Raw genomic sequence first — 20,332 nt, forward strand, 5'->3', positions numbered from 1 at the left:
ATCAGTTATCCCTTACAAAAATGACTTTTTCCGTCTGTGATATCGGATCGATTGTACTGATTTTCGTGACATTATCATTGCCCATCAGGCGCGGTAACTCAACGTTTTCCCATATATTACCTTCACGCAGGGACTGCCCCACTACGGCCCTGACTTCTCCAGAGACCTGTTTTGCATAAGACGCGGAGACATCCTCCCAGGCCTTGATGCTCTGCGGGTTATCGAAATCCCATTCAGGCATTTTAATATTTTTATCTTTGATTGTGGATTCGAGCGTGACACCGCCCCGGGACTTCGCGATGGCTTCTGCGACGTCAGGACCGCCGACACCTTCAGTACGTCCTGACCAGAAAAAGGCACTGTCCGGATCAGTGGCCAGTTGGGGTTCTATTTCTTTAAGGTTGATGAGGCTCTTAGGCGTGTTACGCCACGCATTAAAGGCTGCGCCTCCTTTTGCACCTGCAAGGCCGCCTGCAAACGCACCGCCTAATGAAAGCCACTTCTGACCATCAGAGCCTTCTCCCCATAATTTCCCGCCTATGTAAGCGCCGCCATAACCTCCACCAAGACCTCCCGCAAAACCCAGCAGGGCTATCGCCGGTCCTGCCAGAACGGTCGTGGCCGCAAGGCCCACGCCCAGCAGTACTCTGTCCACCCAGTCAGGAATTTCAGGACTGATTACGTCAGTCTGCTCTTTAATGCCACCAATAATGACGTTAGTAGATCCGCCGCTGATGACCCCACTGCAAGTCAGGCGGTCCCCCATCCTGGCAGCGGGCAGTCCGTTGATACAGACGCGTGAAGATCCTTCTGCCACCCGCTGTAAAGCCGGGCCATGCTCGTCACAGTCACCTACAGACATATGCGACATCACCGCCGGTCTTCCGTTGATGAATACGTTTGATGAACCAGTAACCAGATGGCCGGTTTCGTGGTGGGGTGCCCATGACATACTGCCGAGAACTTCTCCCAGTCCGCCGCCGCCAGCTGCGCCTGCGACCGTCGCGGCCAGGACTACTGTTCCGACGCCCCCCGTGGCCAGCGTGAACGCCGCACCGGCAATGGCCCCGCCTATCAGACCGAGCACCAGCCAGCCTTTAGAGGCGGAGTGTTCTATGCCGTCCCCCACGCGTGCAGCGGAAAAAGCTTCAGCGGCACCACTCATTTTTCATTTATCCGCTGGCGGAGGTAAGCCTCAACGACTTCAGTGGTATCAAGGCCGTCAATACCCCGGACAGTTCTGGCCAGAAGCAAACTTGATATCAGTCCAGGTCTCCTGGTACCTGCCATCTCCCACAGCGCAAAGCGGCCAGCATGCTCGCCATCAGGTATCGGAGACAACATCAGTGGTTCACCGACAGCGTCAAAGAACAGATAGTTGCCGTTCCTGGCCCGGCTGAGATCAATCGATGAGTAGAGGTCAGAAATTGAAGGGAACACATTCAGTTCGCGGCTATCACGGTCAAAGCTAAAGAAGAGTTCCTGGCTGTCGGCGGGGATCTGGCTCCCCCTTGCGGTAGAATCTGGTGCATCGTCCGGAAAGGTAATGCTGTCCGTGATGTTGTCATAGATACGGCCATGGTAATCGTCAAACGCATCCGGGCAGGTGCCAATGAAACAGAGCAGCTTTTTTCCCGTATTATTTTCAGATGTCAGTACCACCCTCTGCTTCTGAAAGATGATTCTTTCGCCAGATTTGAAACTGTAAAACAGTTCCAGGGCCTGCCTGCCATTCAGTTCAGTGAGCCGGGCATGATTGAGTGAGAGATCCTGCAAAGTCGCCTGCAGTTCGGAAGACAGTCTCTGGGATACTGACTGAAGCGTGTCTTCTGCAGCAGCGGTTGCACGTGAAATCACAAAGGTGAATTCATTGGCATTCGTATGGCTTAGGGTAAAGAGGTTCATGGTGCGATCGCGAAATACGTCAGGCACCGTAATGTTGCAGTCCTGCAAGGTATATTCAGACATGTAAAGCTTCTCCGGTCCGTGAGTCCGGACCAGAATATCAACGTTTATTAAATGATCCCCAGGTAATACTGATTTAAGTTTGATCTAATTCAAAGGTGTTCTTTACACCTTCTGACCTGCTACCTGATAATTCACACAGAAGGCTGTTATCAATGTCCGCTTTTCGCTCTTAGTGGACATTGGCCTGCACAACGTCCTCTTTGTGCCATAAGCGGAAGTTGCTACCTGATGCTATGTATATCTAAAGAAATATATGGTGACCATGTTTATGTTATCGGCTAGTCGTCCGATATATAAGCTAAAGATGCGAAGTGCGATAAAGGATGATGCATGAGGGAACTGACTGAATTAATTGATCAGCAAAGCTCTGGCTGGCTTATGGTGCAGCAATGGTTGAAAGAAGCGAGCAATCACTATGAAGTGCTTCCCTGTAATCCGACTCTCGCAAGATCTGCGTTACATCAGCTTCAGGTAACAACGCTCTCCCCGCTTGGCGCTGTGGTTTACGAAACGGGAGGCATCCTGATTGATAATGGCTGGTTGCGGGTTTTAGGCTCCGGTCATCCCAGGCTGTCGCGAGCTCCTGCTTCCTGGACGCGATCGGTAACAACAGGCCAGACATTACAGGCGCTCTTAGTTGCTGATGATGTATCGGGGGGCTTTTTTGCACTTAACGGTGGTGAATTCGGTGAAGATCGAGGCGGTGTATATTATCTCGCACCGGACTCTCTGGAATGGGAAAGCCTTGATATCAACTATTCAGGTTTTCTGCTCTGGGTTCTCTGTGGCAATTTGGATCGATTCTATCAAAGCGTACGCTGGACAGGCTGGCGTGAAGAAACATCTGAAATAAAGGGGGACGCGGTTTACTCCTTTTATCCTTTCCTATGGACCGAGCCACAATTGCCTGTAGAGCAGCGTTCACGAGCTGTTGTGTCTGTTGAGGAGCACTGGTCATTTTGCATGAATTTACAACATCAATTAAACAATATGCGCAGCGACTGACCTCCTTCGTGTAGATTAAGACACCAGGATATAAGTAATACTCTGAACATTTTAAGAGCAATAGCTAACCTCCGCTTCTCGCTCATAGCAGACATGCCGGTCCAATGGCTGCTGCCTGCCAAAAGCGGAGCTCTATAAGAGCTGTAAGGTCAACGACCACGATGCTTCTCTAATCGAATAAAAGCGCCATCAAATGTTGTCTTATTACCCCAGCCGAGTTGCATGTAGGATTTGGCCGCACGGCTGTTTTTATCTGTTTCCAGCCAGGCAAATACTTACCCTTTAAAAGCCTGAGGGGTTTTATTATAATATTTAACAAAAGCTCTCCTCATTCTTGATGAATTGCCAAAACCGCAGTGCTTTGCTACTTTCTCGACAGAAAGGCCTGAGTTTTCCAGCATAGCTTTTGCTGAATCTAACCGAATTCTTTCAACTAATTTCGCAATTGTTGTGTCTGTTTCTTTAATAAAAAGCCTGCTGAGCTGTCTTGGGCTAAGACATGCTATTTCAGCAAGAATTTCGATTCGTAAATCCTGATTTAAATGCGCATGAATATAATTTAAAACTTTTTTAATTTTCGACGACTCAGCTTCTAAATGTAAAAGAGGGGAAAATTGCGTTTGTCCCCCTGTGCGCCGTTGTGCTACAACAAGTTCCTGAGCTACCTGTAATGACACAGCAAAGCCAAGTTGATCTTCAATTATTGCAAGTGCGAGATCGATACCGCTGGATATTCCAGCTGATGTCCAGACACTTCCATCTTTTACAAATAAGTCATCAGTATTTAGCGTAACCTCAGGATATAATTTTTTAAAAGCATTCTTGTGTTTCCAATGTGTAGTGACTTTTTTACCATTCAGCAATCCTAGCTCAGCGAGAACAAAGGCCCCCGTGCAGATACTGCCATATTGTTTACTGTTCAGGCATGCAGTTCTGAGTGCCGTACCTTCACGGCTGTCTTTCAGAATACTTCTACTACCCTTTCCTCCAACAATCAAAAGTAAATCGAATTTTTCAGCTGGATCAAGCCTTTGAGATTCAACAGAAAATCCTGCTGTGCAATTAATCATACCTCCCTTGTGAGAACATACTTGTAGCTTATAAAAAACAGGATGGCCTGTGAATTTTACCATCTGAAAAGCAGCTAAAGGCCCACTTAGATCAAGCAGTTGAAAATCATCAAATATGTAAAAGCCAATGTTCATGATGTCCTTTTTTGAATGATTAATGTCATTTTTGCCAACATTGTAGATGGTAAGCTGATTTCTGACCATTTCAATTTAAGGAAAATCCCATGACTAACCGCTTCAGAGTTTTGATGCCAATTTATAACGGCGTAACGCAGCTTGATTTTACTGGTCCCTACCAGTTCTTCGCCCGTACGCCTCAGTTTGAAACGATCCTTGCGTCTGTAGGCGGTGAGGATATTCATGCGGATGGAATGCATTTCACGGGGCTTAGCGATCTCTTGCTTGAGAAAGAATGTGACGTACTGTGTGTGCCTGGGGGCAGTGGATGTACAAATGCTATTGAGAACGAGAGGTTTATGAAATCTATAGTAGCGCTGGCTCACACTGCCTCATACATAACTTCTGTTTGTTCTGGCTCATTAATACTCGGCGCTGCTGGTTTACTCATAGGTAAAAAGGCTGCCTGCCATTGGGCATGGCGCAACCAGCTTAACCTGTTTGGCGCAATTCCGGATGAAGGGCGTGTGGTCAAAGATGGAAATATCATTACAGGTGGAGGAGTAACAGCGGGTATTGACTTTTCTCTGGCTTTAATTGGTGAGCTCTGCGGTGATGATGTAGCGATGCGAGTCCAGTTAGGGCTGGAATATGCTCCACAACCTCCTTATGACGCTGGGCGTCCTGAGACTGCTCCAGCCTGGATAGCTGCGGAAATGAAAGCATCTGCCATAGAACGCGTGTATGAGCGGATGCATATTCTGGAAAAGGCAGCGAAAAATATTCCTAATCTTTTACAGGGCTGATTGCCTAAAAAATTATAAAGGTGAAATATGAACAGAAGAGATTTTATTTCTTCATATTGCTGTGTTCTATGCGCTTCTGCACCTGTCTTTAAAGCCATTGGTAAGAGTTCACCCACTCTGCCTATGTCAAAAATTAATGGAAAGCTACCTGCTACACTGGCTGGAATAACTATACCGCATACGCGTTTCGCTGATGGAGCAACCGAACTTGTGGCATCCTGCTCAACAGCTCCACTTTTTAACCATGTCGTAAGAACTTATTTGTTTGGTGCTTCTATTGGAAAAAAACTTGGCAAAATTTTCGATGAGGAAATGCTTTATTTGGGTTGTATAATGCATGATCTGGGCCTCACGGAAAGATTTATTAAAGATGCCAGGTTTGAATTAGATGGAGCCGATGCAGCACGACAATACCTGGTTGATAATAATTTCTCTGAAGAAAAAGCAGATGTTATATGGGATGCGATATCTTTACACGCGACTATGGAGTTGCCAGAACGAAAACGACCAGAAATTGCGCTTGTTCACTTAGGCGCATTTATGGATGGTGGGATGAATGCAAATATGTTCCCAATGAGCTTTTTTGAAGAAATATTTGAGCGATTTCCACAAAATGGGAATAAAGCTCATTTTATGGAGCTGGTTGCCAACGTTTTGAGAAAAAAGCCACACACAGCCTATCTTTCATTCGAAAAAGACATCGGAATAAAAATGGTGCAGGGATTTCCTGCAATAAATTATTGCGATATAAAGCCAAAGTATCCTTTTAACAGATAAAAATCTTTCCTGTTAAATCATAGCGCCTGGGACAGATTTTACTTACTCCCTTATGCAAGGGAGTACATATAACACTTTTGACCAGGAGCGCTGACTTTAGACGCTGATCTGTTGGCTTTTTATCCTATGCAGCTTTGTGTGATAACAATCGTCATTGTCCGTTTTTCGCTCAGAGCGGAACTTTAGCGCCCAGCGTCCGCTTCGTGCCAAAGGCGGACATTGCGATAGCACTGGTAATGAAGAACTTATAATACAGAACGACATAAGTCAGGCTAATTTAATGCCGCGAGCGCGCAGTGTTCTCTGATTTAGGGTCAACGCATCAATCGTTCTGTCCCGACTTGAACGAATGTGCGTGCTTACAAGAGAGCACGCGGTTTTAATGTCATCCTGCTTCAGGGCATTCACTAATATGTGATGTTCTTCCCATGCAGCCTGTTCGCTTCCACTGTCCAGCCAGCGGGCCCGTGACAGTTGCTGAAGAACATCTTTCAGGCTCTCAGTAAGAAACTTATTCGCGGCCAGGTTTGCCAGAGCAAGATGAAACTCCGTACCGGCACGGCTCATCTCCTCTTTAGACGCAAGAGTTTTGTCAGTTTCCAGAATACCGACAAGTGACTGCAATTGGTCATCCGTAATTTTTCCTTCCGCCATACGGAGTGCAGATATCTCAAGCGCTTCGCGATAATCAAACAACTGTCGAATTTCTTCCGGCTCCACTGGTGCCGTCATCCAGCCACGTCCCTCACGACGCAGAAGTCCCTCATTTGCCAGCCTTATGAAAGCGGCCCTGACCGGCGTCCTGGATGCGCCCAAAGCAGCTTCAGCCCACCTTTCTGTGATGCGTTCACCTGGACTGATATCCAGATTCAAGATCATTTCTCTTAGCCGGTTTTCAACCTCTGTCTGCTGCGACATATCTCTAGTCCCATCTTTGATTGACATCACTGAGCTCAGATCTGTATGGTATCCCATTTTGGTATCCCAAACAAATTCCAAGGTTGATTTATGTCTGAAACGGGCAGTCCATTCTGGCATCGCAATCTCATTGTCTGCATGGTGGGATCGTTTTCTACCGTATTTGCCATGACTCTTATGCTGCCTTTTCTGCCCCTGTTCGTTGAGCAATTGGGCGTTTCCGGGCACGCGGCCATTGTGCAATGGTCTGGTATTGCCTACAGCGCAACGTTTCTGTCAGCCGGGCTCATTGCGCCCATCTGGGGTCGTCTGGGCGATCGCTATGGCCGCAAAGCCATGCTTGTCAGGGCGAGTTTCGGTATGGCGCTTATGGTTTCACTGATGGGGTTTGCCACGAATATATGGCATCTGCTGATCCTGCGGCTTCTGGTCGGGCTGGCGGGCGGATACTCTTCCGGCGCTACAATCCTTATCGCCGTACAGGCCCCCGCAAAACGTTCCGGATGGGCGCTGGGTATGATTGCCTCCGGCGTCATGGCGGGAAATCTGGCCGGACCGCTTGCAGGAGGCTGGCTTCCGCCGCTAATCGGCATCCGTACCACCTTCTGGCTCGCCGGCGCGCTTATTTTCATTGCGTTTCTGCTCACAATGCTGCTTATCCGGGAGCCGGTTAAATCCTCCGGCAAAGAAACAAATAAGGAACCTGTGAGCTGGTCACAGCTTCCCGGCAGGGCCGCTGTCATCTGCATGCTGCTGACGGGCCTGCTTCTTATGCTGGCAAACATGTCGATTGAGCCCATTATCACGGTATTTATCCGCACTATCACGTCAGATGCGGCGACGGTCACCCATACCGCAGGGCTTGTTATGTCTGCCGCCGCGCTTGGCAGCGTTATATCTGCTTCCTGGCTGGGCCGGCTGGCAGACCGGATCGGGCACGTCCGGATAATTACCGGTGCCCTGACAGCGGCGGGACTGCTCCTGATACCGCAGGCATTTGTAACGGCGGGCTGGCAGCTTATTTTTCTGCGTTTCCTCATGGGGATCGCGCTGGGGGGGCTACTGCCCTGCATCGCAGCCGTTATCCGCAGCCGCGTACCTGAAGAGCGCGTCGGGGGGATAATGGGTTACTCCGTTTCCGCCCAGTTTATCGGACAGTTTACCGGTCCGCTATTAGGCGGATTTACGGGTGCCCATCTCGGCATGCGTTTTGTCTTTCTGGTTACCAGCCTGCTCATGCTGGCTGGCGCCGTCCTCAACTGGCGCGTTCTGCTGGAACGCAATGCCAGATCGCTTAAATAATTTCTCTGGAGATTTAAATGTCTACTATTAAAAAATTTGAACCCGTTAAAAGTGTGCTCCTGATAATGGATTATCAGAATCTGATTCTGGAAAATTATCTAAGCGAGAAAACCGCAGCGGACGTACTGGCCAGAACTGCCGCCCTGGCTGATGCAGCTCGTGAGGCAGAGATTAAGGTGATTTATGTCACAGTTGGCTTTCGCGAGGGACATCCGGAAATCAGCAGCAAAAATGCCCTGTTTTCAGCCATTCGGGAAAACGGGCTTTTAGTAACGGGCGCCACTGAAAGTGCGATCCACCCGGACGTTTCGCCACATCCAGGCGAAACGGTCATTATCAAGCACCGTATTGGCGCCTTTAGCTTTACGGATCTGGATATGATCCTTAAAGCTAACGAAATCCAGACGCTGATAATGGCAGGCCTGACGACGAGCGGCGTAGTGCTCAGCAGCGTCCGACAGGCCTTCGATCTGGATTTCAACCTGATAGTTGCGGCCGACTGCTGTGCAGATGCCGACGAAGACATCCATTCAGTTCTGATCAACAACATACTGCCGCAGCATGCTGAAGTGCAGACTGCAGATAAACTGATAGAGAGAATGAGTACCGGTAAGAACTGATAGCTGATCAGTTGCCGGTCAGCTGGTCATCATTTATAGCAATGTCCGCTTCTCGCTCATTGAGGTCCTTTATATTTGGGGCTTAGCCCTTCATCGTTATAGGAATCATAGGCATCTACCCACATCCTCACCAGTGTTCAGAGGATGTTAAAACGTGCAGATGTTAACTGATAACCTTCGTAGTAGTGAAGGTGAATGCCCCACATTTTGGTTTCGTAAAACCATAAAAAACTTGCCCACTAAAATAAAACATGCTAAGTGGTTGACATTGGTCTAAATTAGGTCTAAATTAAGACCACCTTCGGGTAACCCCATGCGGATGGGGTCACAATATGATGATTAAACTAAAAGCGGCTTAAGTGCCGATGATTTGTTGACCACTTAGCGTCAGCACGGAGTTAAATGATACTCAAATGAAATGAGTTGCTTCGTTAAATAGAGGTTTATTAAGAGGAAAGACTATGAGAGTCGAAACCATTAGTTATCTGAAAAAGCACGCCGCGGTGCTTGATCTTGCAGAGCCATTATTGGTCACACAAAACGGTGTGCCCGCTTATGTTGTTGAGTCGTATGAAGAGCGCTTGAAAAGAGATAATGCAATCGCATTGCTGAAACTCTTAACTATCTCTGAAAAGGACAAAAGCGAGGGACGCACGTATAGTCGTGACCAGTTAATGGCAAGTCTTTAATACTTGCTATGACTGGAGGGCACATGCCTAAAAGCAACACAAAAAAAGGTGTTATTTACACCGAAACGTTCAAACTCACTGCTCGCAATCTTTTGAATTTTCTTTCGACCAGTGTTGAAGAGCCAAAAGAAGTACTTAATAAACAACTCGATGAATTTGAAAAGAAAGTTGATGTTTTCCCTGAGAGCTGTCAGTTTTCACCTGACTTGCTTGAATTAGGCTGTGACCGTTATCGTGAATGTATTACCAGGGATGGTTATCGCATCCTTTACTCCTACGATACAGAACAGGAGGAACTAACTGCCCATGTCATTCTTGGCAAGCGACAGTCAGTCCTTCAGTGTCTTTTCGAGAGACTAATCGCTTTGTAAAAGCAGATGAATGAAGCCACTTTAGTGGCTTTAATTTTATCTGCGATTTTTTACCAGCCGATTGTTAACTTGAGTAGACCTTCTATCGGGTGATTCGTCATGCCGCTCCGCATTGGTAGACGGATTTCGCTCATAAGGGACAACCATACTCAAATCTCCCACATTGCAGGAGATTTGGGTATGAACACGTCACCGTGGAACAAAGACCGTATCATAGGCCAAAAAAGACCACTTCAGATATCTCATATCTGGGGGATCCGAATCCGGCTTGAACTGGAAGGTAAAACGCGCGATTTAGCTCTATTCAATATGGCCTTGGACAGTAAGCTACGAGGCTGTGATCTGGTCAAACTCAAAGTATCTGATGTTGCATATGGTAGCTCTGTTTCAAGCAGAGCTACGGTGTTGCAACAGAAAACCGGTAGCCCTGTGCAGTTTGAGATAACCAAAGGGACAAGAGAAGCTGTTGCTGCATTGATAAAGCTTGGCAATTTGCATAGTAAAGACTTCTTGTTTCGATCTAGGGTCGGAACTAACCAGCACATTTCAACCCGCCAATACAACCGAATCTTTCATGGGTGGATAGAAAAGCTTGGTCTCGAAGATTCACTTTACAGCACACATTCCATGAGAAGAACAAAACCTTACCTGATCTACAAGAAAACCAAGAATCTCAGGGTGATCCAACTTCTGTTGGGTCATAAGAAACTGGAAAGCACAGTCCGTTATCTGGGCATTGAAGTCGATGATGCGTTAGAGATCTCTGAATCGATTGAAGTCTAAGGTTGTCAGGGCTGCAACAGCAGCCCTGTGCCAGAAGCAGACGTTAACAACGACTATAGACACCTACACTGTTATGTTAAATATAAGTGCTGGACATACCCCGAAGAGGAAGAAGCCACCTCATGGTAGCAGCCAGCTAATTACTACAAAGGGGATACGGTTTGGACGTCATGCTGGAAGACGTAAGGATCGGATAGCAGCTCAAATTGCTCGTCGTCCGGATAGGTAACTGCAATCTGGTACTGTTCGCCTGCGAATGCTTTCACTGCCTCAAGATCTTTCCAGAATGTTGCCAGGAAGAAATGCTCCCATTCACCCTGCATCTCTCTGCGTACGTATGCCCCAAGATTTCCTGGTGTCCTCTCTGAATGTTCAACCCCGGTTTTTTGCAAATGGTTTGCAAAGCCTTCTGCATGCTTGACCGGTACGCATCCGTGCCATGTTCTTACAATCATGTTTCTATCCTAATGTTTTGTAGGAATTTTTAACATAACATATGTGTGGAAGGAGATGTGATTCGTGATCGTAGTCTTATGTCAAATCAGAGTATCCGAGCATTATGGATAGCGATACTGGAAAATGCGTGGGAACAGACTCTCTGGTTTTATCGGAGAGGCTTTTTCATTGAAGGTGATGCGTGAGTCACAAAACCATTCCGTTCATAAAAGGGTATCGCCTGCTGTCGGGCATCGAGGAACACGAAGTTCATATTCCTGCTTTCTGATTCAGTAGTGGCAAAATCCAGCAGTTTTTTCCCTATCCCCGTGCTTCTTGATGCCTCATCTACGACCAAATCATCAATATGGAGATGTAATCCTCTGGCCAGAGTATGAACGGGACGGAAGCCCATCAGGCCAAGCATTTTCTCATTATCAAATGCGCCAACAAGCTCATAACCGTTCATGGTCTGAATTCTGACGCTTTCGATAAATTTCTCTTTGGAGATATTCCGTAGCTGTGAAATCAGACTGTAAGCATGATCCCATTCAAGCGGCAGTAATTTTCTGATTGAGATGTTCATAGTGCCCTCATTTCCATATAGGTTTCTGATTTTATAAGCCTATAAGGCATGATTCGCAACAGAGATGCTATGTTCAGCAGAGTGAACAAACTCAGTCGTCATCAGTTAAACGTCCGCTCTTCGCTCAAAGCAGACTTTCGTCACCTGAAACCACCACAAGCCTTAAAACACCCGCTTTAGTTGACACTAAACGCAACTGCTCGCCTGCCGGGAAGCCGTGACTTGGCAAGCCGTCAGCCTGAGGCACTGAACAGCACGCAATAAAAAAGCCCGCGCAGGGTGACCCGCGCGGGCTTTTCACATCAGGACGCGATTACAGCGCCATGTCGTGTTTGGCTGAAGGCGCTGCCTGCTCAGGCTGAGCCGCTGGCGCCGGTGCTGATTTGCCATCCATGTTGATCACAGGCGGCGTGGTCAGCTGCAGGGTTGCCGCAGTGTCATTCCAAACCTGCTGCAGCAACGGCACGTTGTCGTTCAGCTTCTGGCCATAACCAGGGATCATTTTGTGGATCTTGGCCTGCCACTCTGCTGACTTAAACTCTTCCGGGAACAGTTTCTGCATCACGCTTAACGCGATAGGAGCAGCGGTTGACGCGCCCGGCGACGCACCCAGCAGGGCTGCGACAGTTTTCTGCTGATCGGTCACAATTTCTGTACCCAGTTTCAGCACGCCGCCTTTCTCAGCATCTTTCTTGATGATCTGAACACGCTGACCGGCCTGAATCAGTTTCCAGTCCTCTTTCTTCGCGTCCGGATAGTACTCTCTCAGCGCGTCGAAGCGATCTTCATCACTCAGCATCACCTGACCGATCAGGTATTTCACCAGGTCAAAGTTATCGATACCGACATCGGTCATTGGCACGATGTTGTGGGTCGTGGTGGTGCTCAGCAGGTCAAACAGCGAGCCGTTTTTCAGGAACTTGGTAGAGAAGGTCGCAAACGGTCCGAACAGCACGACGCGCTTGCCATCCAGATAACGGGTATCCAGATGCGGAACAGACATCGGTGGTGCACCGGTGGAAGCCTGACCATAGACTTTCGCCAGGTGACGATTCGCAATCGCGCTGTTTTCGGTCACGAGGAACGAGCCGCCAACCGGGAAGCCCGCATAGTTGTCCGCTTCCGGGATGCCGGTTTTCTGCAGTAACTTCAGCGCGCCGCCACCGGCACCGATAAAGACATATTTCGCATCGACCGCGCGCTCGCTGCCATTTTTGACATCTTTGATGGTGACGTGCCAGGAATTGTCGCCGTTGCGCTTGAACTCGGTGACTTCAGATGAGGTTTCCAGACGGAAGTTGTTATTCTTCTTCAGGCTGCCGATCAGCTGACGGGTAATTTCACCGTAGTTAACATCGGTGCCGACCGGGGTCCAGGTTGCCGCGACTTTCTGCTGCGGATCACGACCTTCCATGACCAGCGGCGCCCACTGTTCGATCTGCTTGTGATCGGTGGAGAATTTCATGCCCTGGAACAGCGCGGTTTTCTGCAGTGCAGCATAGCGCTTGGTCAGGAAGTCGACGTTGTCGCCCCAGACGAAGCTCATGTGTGGTGTAGAGTTGATGAAAGAGCGCGGATCGTGCATCACGCCCTCTTTGACCTGTGCGGTCCAGAACTGGCGTGAAACCATAAAGGCTTCGTTAATTTCCAGCGCTTTGGACACGTCGATAGAGCCATCTTTACGCTCAGGCGTGTAGTTCAGCTCCATGTTGGCAGAGTGACCAGTACCGGCGTTGTTCCAGCCGTTTGAGGATTCCAGCGCCACGCCATCCAGCTTCTCAACCATGATCTGTTTCCAGCTAGGCTGCAGCTCTTCCAGCATGGTGCCCATGGAGGCGCTCATGATACCGCCGCCAATTAACAGAACATCGGTTTTTTCTGGTGAGGTTTCAGCGTGAAGTGCGGATGAAACTAACAGGGCCGCAAGAGACAGCGCGGGAATAACTTTTTGTGAATTCATCATTTTAATCTACAGCTCGGACCGTACTGGTTAAAAAAAGTCCTCAAAGTTTAAAATAATGTTATTTACGAGTTAATGCGAAATTAGTTATAAAATTAAAAATAGCAATTTAGCCTTAATTTAATTACAAAAGGCTTACTTTATTGATCGATTATTTTAACCACACATTAAGGGTGTCCTTTGAATTATACAATCCCCTAACACAAATATTCTTACTGAAACCGACGGCGGTCAGGCCGCTAAAACTGTACTGATGCGGCGAGTTAGCGTATGTTTCCCGGCGATCTCCCATCCGTACTGAAAGCCTATGACAAGCCAACCACAGAACCGACACGCCGTGACGAAACGACCCATGAAACTCAGTACCCTGACCACACTGATGATGACCGCGGTTATCTTCACCGTACTGCTGGCTGTCCATCTGCTCTATTTCGTTCAGATCGATAACTTTGCCCAGTCGCACCTGAAAGATAAGGCGATGGCGGTCGCCCGAACGCTGGCGGACAGCCCGGAAATTCAGCGGGGATTGCTGTTGCCTGACGGCAGCAGCCAGATCCAGCCGCTGGCCGAGGCGGCGCGTAAACGCAACAGCCTGCTGTTTGTGGTGGTGACGGATATGCGCGGCATTCGCTTTTCGCATCCCAATGCTGCGGTGATCGGCAAGCACTTTGTCGGTAACGATATCTATCCCACCCTGAGCGGTCGGGAGAATGTGGCGGTCAATCATGGTGTGCTGGTGGAAGCGTTGCGGGTCTTTACGCCGGTGTTTAACGCGCAGCATCAGCAGATCGGCGTGGTGGCGATCGGCATTGCGCTGAATGATGTGGCGGCGCAGATTGCGAAAAGCCGCTGGAACATCGTCTGGACCAGCCTGTTTGGCGGCGTGGTCGGGCTGCTGGGTATCCTGATTCTGGTCCGGCGACTGAAAACCATCCTGCTGGGTCTGGAGCCACACGAGATTTCCAGCCTGTTTGAGCAGCGCCAGGCCATTCTTAACTCCATCAAAGAGGGGGTGATCGCGGTAGACGATCACTCCCGCGTCAGCCTGATCAATCAGGCCGCGCAGCAACTGCTGCATGAGACCACACAGAAAACGCCAGCCAGCGGCGATCTGATTGCTGAAGAGAGCGTGATGCACCGCCACCAGCAGGATGCGCTGCATGCGGGGAAAGCCTGGTATGATGAAGAGCTGACGCTGGGAAATCGCATCCTGATCACCAACACCGTGCCGGTGCGCAGCCGTGACCGGATTATCGGGGCGGTGACCACCTTCAGGGACAAAACCGAGATCAGCCAGCTGATGCAGCGTCTGGACGGCATGGTAAACTATGTGGATGCGTTGCGTGAGCGGTCCCATGAATTCATGAATAAGCTGCATGTCATTCTGGGCCTGCTGCATATGAAGAACTATGCGCAGATGGAAGAGTACATTCTCAAAACTGCCAACGCCTATCAGACGGAGATCGGTTCGCTGCTGCAGAAGATCAAATCGCCGATCATTGCCGGTTTCCTGCTCAGTAAAATCAACCGGGTTACCGATGAGGGCCATCAGCTGATTATCGATGAGGCCAGTTTTTTGCCCGACTGCGGCAGTGAGGAGCAGAGCGCGGTACTGATTACGGTGCTGGGCAATTTAATTGAGAATGCGCTTGAGGCGCTGGATCCGGAGACCGAGGGTGAAATCCACCTCATGCTGCACTATCAGAATGGCTGGTTAGCCTGCGAAGTGAGTGATGATGGTCCCGGCATTGATGCCGCGCAGCTGAACACCATCTTTGAACGGGGCGTCTCCACAAAGGGTAAGGATCGCGGTGTCGGACTGTTTCTGGTCAGACAGCAGACTGAAAGCCTGGGGGGTAGCGTCAGCGTCGAGTCAGAACCCGGCGTCTTTACCCAATTCTTAGTACAACTTCCGTGGGAGAGAGGAATGATTACCCAATGATTAATGTGTTAGTTGTCGATGATGACGCCATGGTCGCGGAGCTGAACCGCTGCTACATCGGGCAGATCCCGGGATTTACCTGCTGCGGAACGGCCTCGACGTTACAGCAGGCAAAAGAGCGGCTGGCCCAGGCCGAGCCGCAGGTGGATCTGATTCTGCTGGATATCTATATGCAGCAGGAAAACGGCCTCGACCTGCTCCCGGAGCTGCGCAGCGCAGGCCGTCCGGTTGACGTGATTATTATCTCGTCCGCTGCCGATGCCGCCACCATCAAAACCTCACTTAACTACGGGGTGGTCGATTACCTGATCAAACCTTTCCAGTTTGCCCGGTTTGAAGAGGCGCTCACCGGTTGGCGACAGAAGAAGTCGCTGATGGATAATCATCAGTTTTACCAGCAGTCAGACGTGGACCAGCTTCTGCATGGCAACCCGCCGGGGGCAAGCGAACAGAAACGCCTGCCGAAGGGACTGACGCCGCAGACGCTGCGGACGCTCTGCCTGTGGATCGACGCCCATCCGGGGACCGAGTTCTCGACCGACGAGCTGGCAACCGAGGTGAATATCTCCCGCGTCTCCTGCCGCAAATACCTCATCTGGCTGGCGCAGATCAATATTCTGTTCACCAGCATTCACTATGGCGTCACCGGTCGCCCGGTCTACCGCTACCGCCTGCAGCCGGAATATCACACCCTGCTTAAACAGTACTGTCAGTGAACCAGCCGGTAATCGTCATCCAGCAGCTGAAACGAAAAGTGACGTTGTGACGAACAGATGACCCGCCTGTCGCGGGTCACAAACAGGGCTTCAATACCCGGTTTGTCCGCCAGACAGGCAATGCCCTGTTCCACGCCCAGACCATACAGCAGCGTGGTGTAGATATCGCCATCCAGCGACCGGTCAGAAATCACGGTAACGCTCAGCAGTTCGTTATCCAGCGGATACCCTGTGCGCGGGTCCAGAATGTGGTGATAACAGATCCCGTTCAGCTCGAAGTAACGTTCATAGATGCCGGATGTCACCACGGAGCAATTGTTCACGCCAATCACGCCGATCAGCTCGTCGGCTGCGCCAAACGGTTTTTTCAGTCCGATTGCCCAGCCCTGTTCATCAGGGGGTGCCCCCACGGTCTGCACGTTGCCACCCAGATTGATCAGCGCATGGCTGACCTGCTGCTGGCGCAGAAAGGCCTGCACAAGATCGGCGATATAGCCTTTGGCGATAGCCCCCAGGTCAATCTCCATGCCCGGTCTGGCCAGCATTACGCTGCGGGCATCGGCGTCAAGAATGACCTCATGGGGATCGATGAGCGCCTTGCGAGCCTGAAGCTCCGCTGGTGACGGCACGCTGTGCCCCTGAAAACCGATTTTCCAGCACTTCACCAGTGGACCGATCGCCAGATTAAACAGGCTGTCGGGCAGCAGGCTCACCGCATGCGCGCAGGCGATAAGATCGAACACCGGCTGGCTGACCACCACCGGATGCTGCCCTGCCGCATGGTTGATCGCCATCACCTCAGAGGCGGCGCGGTTCACGGTGAAGAGATTCTCCTGCTGTCTGATGAGCCGGAAAACCTGTGCGGCCAGGGTCTGATTGTCTTCGAAGAGTTTGAGCAGGATGGGTGACCCCATCAGGACGGCGGAGTAAGCATAGACACGCGCTTCAGGTAACATAGGCGACTCTGCTTCAGAAAGGGAAAACCGGCACCCGCCAGAGGCGGATGCCGGAGAGGACCGTTAACGTCGGGCGTAAGCGGCGGCGTTACCACCGGCCAGAATACCGAAGATGATGATATCGGCGACGGCGTTCCCGCCGATACGGTTCGCGCCGTGGATACCGCCAACCACTTCACCACAGGCCCAGGCACCGTTGATTACCTGTTTCTGAGTGTCCAGCACCGCTGTCGTGGTGTCGATGGTCACGCCCCCCATAGTGTGGTGAACACCCGGTGCGATACGAATCGCGTAGAAGGGACCTTCACTCAGCGGGTGACGCAGCGCGGTCTGACGACCGAAATCTTCATCTTTCTGCTGGATAACAAAGTTGTTGTAACGGGCCAGTGTCGCTTCCAGGGTGTGATGTTCGCCCATGTTAAGTTTCACCGCCAGCTCCGCCACGGTAGGCGCGCTGATGACAAAGCCTTTAGCGATATACTCGTCGGCCGCTTTGTTATTCATCCGCACCTGTTCGTCAAACACAATCCAGGCGCTCTTCTCAGGCAGGGCGATAATCTGTGCCGAGACTTTGTCGCGGGTTTCCATTTCATTATAAAAGCGCTTACCCGCCTGGCTGACCAGGATAGCCCCGCCGCCGCGAATGGATTCAGAGACCAGGTAAGAGGTGGTCTGCTCCACCGTTGGGTGAATCTGGATCTCACCCATATCCACCGTGCCCGCGCCGATTTTCTCCAGCATCGCAATCCCGCTGCCGGTAGCGCCTTTGTGGTTAGTGGTGACAAAGCCATCGAGTTCAGGACGGTATTTCACCACCAGCTCGCGGTTGGCACTGAATCCGCCGGTCGCCACAATCACGCTTTTTGCGTAGAGGATGCGGCTGTCGTTGTATTCATCGACCACCTTCACACTGGTGACCGCGCCATTTTCATACAGGATTTCTGCGACTGAGGTCTCCAGCAGAACTTCGATGTTACGGCTGTTGATGTTTTTCACCAGACCGCTGATCAGGAAGCCCCCCACCGCGGAACGGTCAGCCGGACGGTGCGTCCGGTCAATGCTCATCCCGCCGGTAATGGTAATGTCGTTGAGTTCGATGCCGTGGTTAGCCAGCCATTCGATCGCTTCCGGCGCCAGATCCACAAACTCACGCAGCAGCACCGGGTTATTTTTGAACTGACCGCCCTTCAGCGTCTCTTCATAGAACAGCTCTTTGCTGTCCTCGATACCTTTGAGTTTCTGGAAGCGGGTTTCGGCAGCATTCATACCGACCGACGCCTTGATGGTGTTACCCCCGATGGTCGGCATCTTCTCGATGATGACGACGCGAGCGCCCTCGTCGTGCGCCTGAATCGCCGCAGCCAGACCTGCCCCGCCACTGCCGACAATCACCACATCGTAATTCTGCGGTGCATTCGGGTTGCCCCCCTCTTCAATCACATGCGCTTTACTGGAGGTGGTCATGGCGCGTGAAACCGCTTTTTTCAGCGCCTCACTCTGGGTGGTTGCGCCGGTAATGGCGTCAACGTGCGGGCTGTTTGCTACCAGAATGCGGTTACGCAGGCTTTCAAACGTGGTGGTGAAATCGACATCCAGGGTGTCATCCGGCACCAGTGAAATGTCGGTGATACGGTCCGTGTCGAGCGTCACGTTGATTTTCAGCTTCAGCGCTTCTGCTTCCACTTTTTCCTGATAAACGCCCGCTTTGTATTTACGGCCCGATTCGCTCATGTCGCGGATCATCGCGTCGACCAGCGAGAAGCGCCACAGCGGTTCCGGGATCTGCAGCTCTTCGCGTTTGTTGCTGTCGATATAGAGTTCAAGGTGCTCGTTGTTGATGATCCGGTCAGCCCAGTTCGGGTAGGCGATACAGGCTTTACCAATCGCCACCAGATCGTAGCCTTTTTCCAGCGCCATCTCGGCATCGGCCCGGTTTACAACGCCGCCGACGCCAATCACCGGCACTTTTGCCAGTTCAGGCGACCGCATGGCGAGGTACTTCTCGATCAGCGGCGTCGGGTCCTGGGTATCCACAATCGACGGACGCAGTAGCTGGCCCACAGAGAAGTGGACATAATCCAGGCCACGCGCGGCCAGTTTTTCCAGCAGATAGAGGGTGTCGTCAAAGCGAATGCCGGGCACTTCGATCTCTTCAGGCGAGAAGCGATAGCCGATGATGAAGGAGTTGTGGGCGAAGCGTTCCGCCATCTTGTGGGTGATTTCCAGCACTTCCAGCGGGAAGCGGGCGCGGTTGTCGCGGCTGCCGCCCCACTTGTCATCGCGCTGGTTAGAGTTGGGTGAATAGAACTGCTGGATCAGATAGGTATTAGCGCCATGAATTTCCACGCCATCGAAACCCGCCTTGATCGCACGGTTCACCGCATCACCAAATTTGGTGATCATGGTATCGACTTCTTCTGCGCTGAGCGCCAGCGGTTTGGTGGCACCTTCTCGCGGCGCCGCGATGGCGCTCGGCGCAACCGGGGTTTTCCCGCCAATCAGCTCCGGCTCGACCATACGGCCGCCGTGATAGATCTGTAAAATGGCGGTAGAACCTTCAGATTTGATCGCGTCCGCAATACGTTTCAGACCGGGGATTTTATTGTCGCTGTCGATGGCAATGGCACCCGGAAAGGCCGGGCCGCGGTTATCGATAAAGCAGCACTCGACAATCACGGTTCCGATGCTGCCTGCCCGTGCGCGATAGTATTCAACCAGTTCACTGGTGACCGTGCCGTCATAGAAACCGGTACAGGTGGTCATCGGGGCCATCACCAGTCGGTTTTTTAACACGGCGCCATTTGGCAGGGTCAGTGGATTAAGGATGGGAGTGAGTGTATTCATTGCGATAAACTCCAAGATTTAAAAGTCTGGAAATTTTTTAGCGGACGCAAATTATCGCTTAATTAAGTGGTCCGATGTCATGCTGTTAATATACGCCTTTCTTTGCTTACGTAAGCGATAAATTTACTTATTTAACTTTTAAAGCATCTGGAGTTTTTATTTGCTGAATGGCGGAACTAAAGTTATATTTATTGTTAATCAAGGGTAACCAAAAATCAACCATTTGTTTACATTGAAATAAAACCATTCATTATCATAAAGTTATGTGATATCTTCCTGCTTTTCAGCCCTGCTCACTTGTTGACCCGCTTCACAAAAGTGTCAGAATGCCGGTGGCAGAAATATAAATAGAAAATAAATGTTAAAAAATCGCGAATAATGAATTAATTTCTTTGATCTGGATCAAAATTTATATTTGCAGAAATCGCATCATATTTACAGGCTTTTAAAAATGCTGCTCAATCCTC

At 50.4% G+C, this 20,332-nt stretch carries 19 protein-coding genes and 1 pseudogene; 10 read left to right on the forward strand and 10 right to left on the reverse strand.

Annotated elements, in window-relative coordinates:
• Position 1 precedes the first annotated feature (1 nt).
• Positions 2-1,165: a PAAR domain-containing protein gene (locus tag FJW00_RS08085; RefSeq protein WP_140923463.1), complete on the reverse strand. Its 1,164-nt coding sequence runs from the start codon at positions 1,163-1,165 to the stop codon at positions 2-4.
• A complete protein-coding gene (locus tag FJW00_RS08090) occupies positions 1,162-1,968 on the reverse strand; it encodes a DcrB-related protein (RefSeq protein WP_046102947.1) in 807 nt (268 codons plus the stop codon). Before FJW00_RS08090 ends, FJW00_RS08085 begins: the two co-directional genes overlap by 4 nt.
• 330 nt (positions 1,969-2,298) lie before the next feature.
• Between FJW00_RS08090 and FJW00_RS08095 the strand changes: the two genes are divergently transcribed.
• Positions 2,299-2,973 (forward strand): DUF2625 domain-containing protein, encoded by a 675-nt coding sequence (locus FJW00_RS08095; RefSeq protein WP_140923465.1) that lies wholly within the window; start codon positions 2,299-2,301, stop codon positions 2,971-2,973.
• Between the two features lie 149 nt (positions 2,974-3,122).
• On the opposite strand, the pseudogene FJW00_RS22560 reads toward FJW00_RS08095, so the two are convergent.
• Both FJW00_RS22560 and FJW00_RS08105 read right to left on the reverse strand, forming a co-directional pair.
• Positions 3,123-3,242, reverse strand: a pseudogene (locus FJW00_RS22560) (GNAT family N-acetyltransferase); the annotation flags it as partial.
• 6 nt (positions 3,243-3,248) lie between these two features.
• Entirely contained in the window at positions 3,249-4,178 is a 930-nt protein-coding gene (locus FJW00_RS08105; RefSeq protein WP_140923467.1) for a GlxA family transcriptional regulator, read from the reverse strand.
• Between the two features lie 89 nt (positions 4,179-4,267).
• Here FJW00_RS08105 and FJW00_RS08110 point away from each other — a divergent pair, with 89 nt between their 5' ends.
• Together FJW00_RS08110 and FJW00_RS08115 are read left to right on the forward strand one after the other, a co-directional pair.
• On the forward strand, positions 4,268-4,966 hold the full coding sequence (locus FJW00_RS08110) for a DJ-1/PfpI family protein (RefSeq protein WP_140923469.1): 699 nt from the start codon (positions 4,268-4,270) through the stop codon (positions 4,964-4,966).
• A 27-nt stretch (positions 4,967-4,993) separates the two neighbouring features.
• The gene (locus tag FJW00_RS08115) at positions 4,994-5,743 is read left to right on the forward strand and encodes an HD domain-containing protein (RefSeq protein ID WP_140029212.1); all 750 of its coding nucleotides are present in this window, start codon (positions 4,994-4,996) and stop codon (positions 5,741-5,743) included.
• Between the two features lie 267 nt (positions 5,744-6,010).
• Here the strand turns inward: FJW00_RS08115 and FJW00_RS08120 are convergent, their stop codons facing one another.
• Complete coding sequence (locus tag FJW00_RS08120; protein WP_258317024.1) at positions 6,011-6,781, reverse strand: GntR family transcriptional regulator; 771 nt, start codon at positions 6,779-6,781, stop codon at positions 6,011-6,013.
• Between FJW00_RS08120 and FJW00_RS08125 the strand changes: the two genes are divergently transcribed.
• From FJW00_RS08125 to FJW00_RS08145, 5 genes are all read left to right on the forward strand, one after another.
• Positions 6,752-7,963, forward strand: coding sequence for an MFS transporter (locus FJW00_RS08125; protein ID WP_140923471.1), 1,212 nt, complete (start codon positions 6,752-6,754; stop codon positions 7,961-7,963). The genes FJW00_RS08120 and FJW00_RS08125 overlap by 30 nt on opposite strands.
• A gap of 17 nt (positions 7,964-7,980) precedes the next feature.
• Positions 7,981-8,583: a cysteine hydrolase family protein gene (locus tag FJW00_RS08130; protein ID WP_140923473.1), complete on the forward strand. Its 603-nt coding sequence runs from the start codon at positions 7,981-7,983 to the stop codon at positions 8,581-8,583.
• Positions 8,584-9,044: 461 nt separating this feature from the next.
• A complete protein-coding gene (locus FJW00_RS08135; RefSeq protein WP_004114519.1) occupies positions 9,045-9,272 on the forward strand; it encodes a type II toxin-antitoxin system Phd/YefM family antitoxin in 228 nt (75 codons plus the stop codon).
• A gap of 23 nt (positions 9,273-9,295) precedes the next feature.
• Positions 9,296-9,643, forward strand: a complete 348-nt coding sequence (locus FJW00_RS08140) for a hypothetical protein (RefSeq protein ID WP_004114521.1) — start codon at positions 9,296-9,298, stop codon at positions 9,641-9,643.
• Between the two features lie 180 nt (positions 9,644-9,823).
• The gene (locus FJW00_RS08145; protein ID WP_118891880.1) at positions 9,824-10,426 is read left to right on the forward strand and encodes a site-specific integrase; all 603 of its coding nucleotides are present in this window, start codon (positions 9,824-9,826) and stop codon (positions 10,424-10,426) included.
• Between the two features lie 143 nt (positions 10,427-10,569).
• Here FJW00_RS08145 and FJW00_RS08150 read toward each other — a convergent pair whose 3' ends face one another.
• From FJW00_RS08150 to mqo, 3 genes are all read right to left on the reverse strand, one after another.
• Positions 10,570-10,881, reverse strand: coding sequence for an antibiotic biosynthesis monooxygenase (locus FJW00_RS08150; RefSeq protein WP_140923475.1), 312 nt, complete (start codon positions 10,879-10,881; stop codon positions 10,570-10,572).
• A 149-nt stretch (positions 10,882-11,030) separates the two neighbouring features.
• Positions 11,031-11,447, reverse strand: coding sequence for a GNAT family N-acetyltransferase (locus FJW00_RS08155; protein ID WP_140923478.1), 417 nt, complete (start codon positions 11,445-11,447; stop codon positions 11,031-11,033).
• Between the two features lie 313 nt (positions 11,448-11,760).
• Positions 11,761-13,410: a malate dehydrogenase (quinone) gene (gene mqo / locus FJW00_RS08160; RefSeq protein ID WP_140923480.1), complete on the reverse strand. Its 1,650-nt coding sequence runs from the start codon at positions 13,408-13,410 to the stop codon at positions 11,761-11,763.
• Between the two features lie 304 nt (positions 13,411-13,714).
• Between mqo and FJW00_RS08165 the strand changes: the two genes are divergently transcribed.
• Together FJW00_RS08165 and dcuR are read left to right on the forward strand one after the other, a co-directional pair.
• Positions 13,715-15,349, forward strand: coding sequence for a sensor histidine kinase (locus tag FJW00_RS08165; protein ID WP_140923482.1), 1,635 nt, complete (start codon positions 13,715-13,717; stop codon positions 15,347-15,349).
• Positions 15,346-16,065: a two-component system response regulator DcuR gene (gene dcuR, locus FJW00_RS08170; protein ID WP_009093030.1), complete on the forward strand. Its 720-nt coding sequence runs from the start codon at positions 15,346-15,348 to the stop codon at positions 16,063-16,065. The genes FJW00_RS08165 and dcuR overlap by 4 nt, the downstream gene beginning before the upstream one ends.
• On the opposite strand, the gene FJW00_RS08175 is transcribed toward dcuR, so the two are convergent.
• Entirely contained in the window at positions 16,059-17,021 is a 963-nt protein-coding gene (locus FJW00_RS08175) for an FAD:protein FMN transferase (protein WP_140923484.1), read from the reverse strand. The genes dcuR and FJW00_RS08175 overlap by 7 nt on opposite strands.
• Before the next feature lie 63 nt (positions 17,022-17,084).
• Entirely contained in the window at positions 17,085-19,865 is a 2,781-nt protein-coding gene (locus FJW00_RS08180; RefSeq protein WP_140923486.1) for a flavocytochrome c, read from the reverse strand.
• Positions 19,866-20,332 lie beyond the last annotated feature (467 nt).

This window comes from Pantoea anthophila (assembly GCF_006494375.1).
Lineage (GTDB): Bacteria > Pseudomonadota > Gammaproteobacteria > Enterobacterales > Enterobacteriaceae > Pantoea > Pantoea anthophila.

Bases quoted from the DNA above. Each gene is read 5' to 3' on its own strand.
- FJW00_RS08085 (WP_140923463.1), bottom strand. From the start codon at position 1,165: ATGAGTGGTGCCGCTGAAGCTTTTTCCGCTGCACGCGTGGGGGACGGC.
- FJW00_RS08090 (WP_046102947.1), bottom strand. From the start codon at position 1,968: ATGTCTGAATATACCTTGCAGGACTGCAACATTACGGTGCCTGACGTA.
- FJW00_RS08095 (WP_140923465.1), top strand. From the start codon at position 2,299: ATGAGGGAACTGACTGAATTAATTGATCAGCAAAGCTCTGGCTGGCTT.
- FJW00_RS08105 (WP_140923467.1), bottom strand. From the start codon at position 4,178: ATGAACATTGGCTTTTACATATTTGATGATTTTCAACTGCTTGATCTA.
- FJW00_RS08110 (WP_140923469.1), top strand. From the start codon at position 4,268: ATGACTAACCGCTTCAGAGTTTTGATGCCAATTTATAACGGCGTAACG.
- FJW00_RS08115 (WP_140029212.1), top strand. From the start codon at position 4,994: ATGAACAGAAGAGATTTTATTTCTTCATATTGCTGTGTTCTATGCGCT.
- FJW00_RS08125 (WP_140923471.1), top strand. From the start codon at position 6,752: ATGTCTGAAACGGGCAGTCCATTCTGGCATCGCAATCTCATTGTCTGC.
- FJW00_RS08120 (WP_258317024.1), bottom strand. From the start codon at position 6,781: ATGCCAGAATGGACTGCCCGTTTCAGACATAAATCAACCTTGGAATTT.
- FJW00_RS08130 (WP_140923473.1), top strand. From the start codon at position 7,981: ATGTCTACTATTAAAAAATTTGAACCCGTTAAAAGTGTGCTCCTGATA.
- FJW00_RS08135 (WP_004114519.1), top strand. From the start codon at position 9,045: ATGAGAGTCGAAACCATTAGTTATCTGAAAAAGCACGCCGCGGTGCTT.
- FJW00_RS08140 (WP_004114521.1), top strand. From the start codon at position 9,296: ATGCCTAAAAGCAACACAAAAAAAGGTGTTATTTACACCGAAACGTTC.
- FJW00_RS08145 (WP_118891880.1), top strand. From the start codon at position 9,824: ATGAACACGTCACCGTGGAACAAAGACCGTATCATAGGCCAAAAAAGA.
- FJW00_RS08150 (WP_140923475.1), bottom strand. From the start codon at position 10,881: ATGATTGTAAGAACATGGCACGGATGCGTACCGGTCAAGCATGCAGAA.
- FJW00_RS08155 (WP_140923478.1), bottom strand. From the start codon at position 11,447: ATGAACATCTCAATCAGAAAATTACTGCCGCTTGAATGGGATCATGCT.
- mqo (WP_140923480.1), bottom strand. From the start codon at position 13,410: ATGATGAATTCACAAAAAGTTATTCCCGCGCTGTCTCTTGCGGCCCTG.
- FJW00_RS08165 (WP_140923482.1), top strand. From the start codon at position 13,715: ATGACAAGCCAACCACAGAACCGACACGCCGTGACGAAACGACCCATG.
- dcuR (WP_009093030.1), top strand. From the start codon at position 15,346: ATGATTAATGTGTTAGTTGTCGATGATGACGCCATGGTCGCGGAGCTG.
- FJW00_RS08175 (WP_140923484.1), bottom strand. From the start codon at position 17,021: ATGTTACCTGAAGCGCGTGTCTATGCTTACTCCGCCGTCCTGATGGGG.
- FJW00_RS08180 (WP_140923486.1), bottom strand. From the start codon at position 19,865: ATGAATACACTCACTCCCATCCTTAATCCACTGACCCTGCCAAATGGC.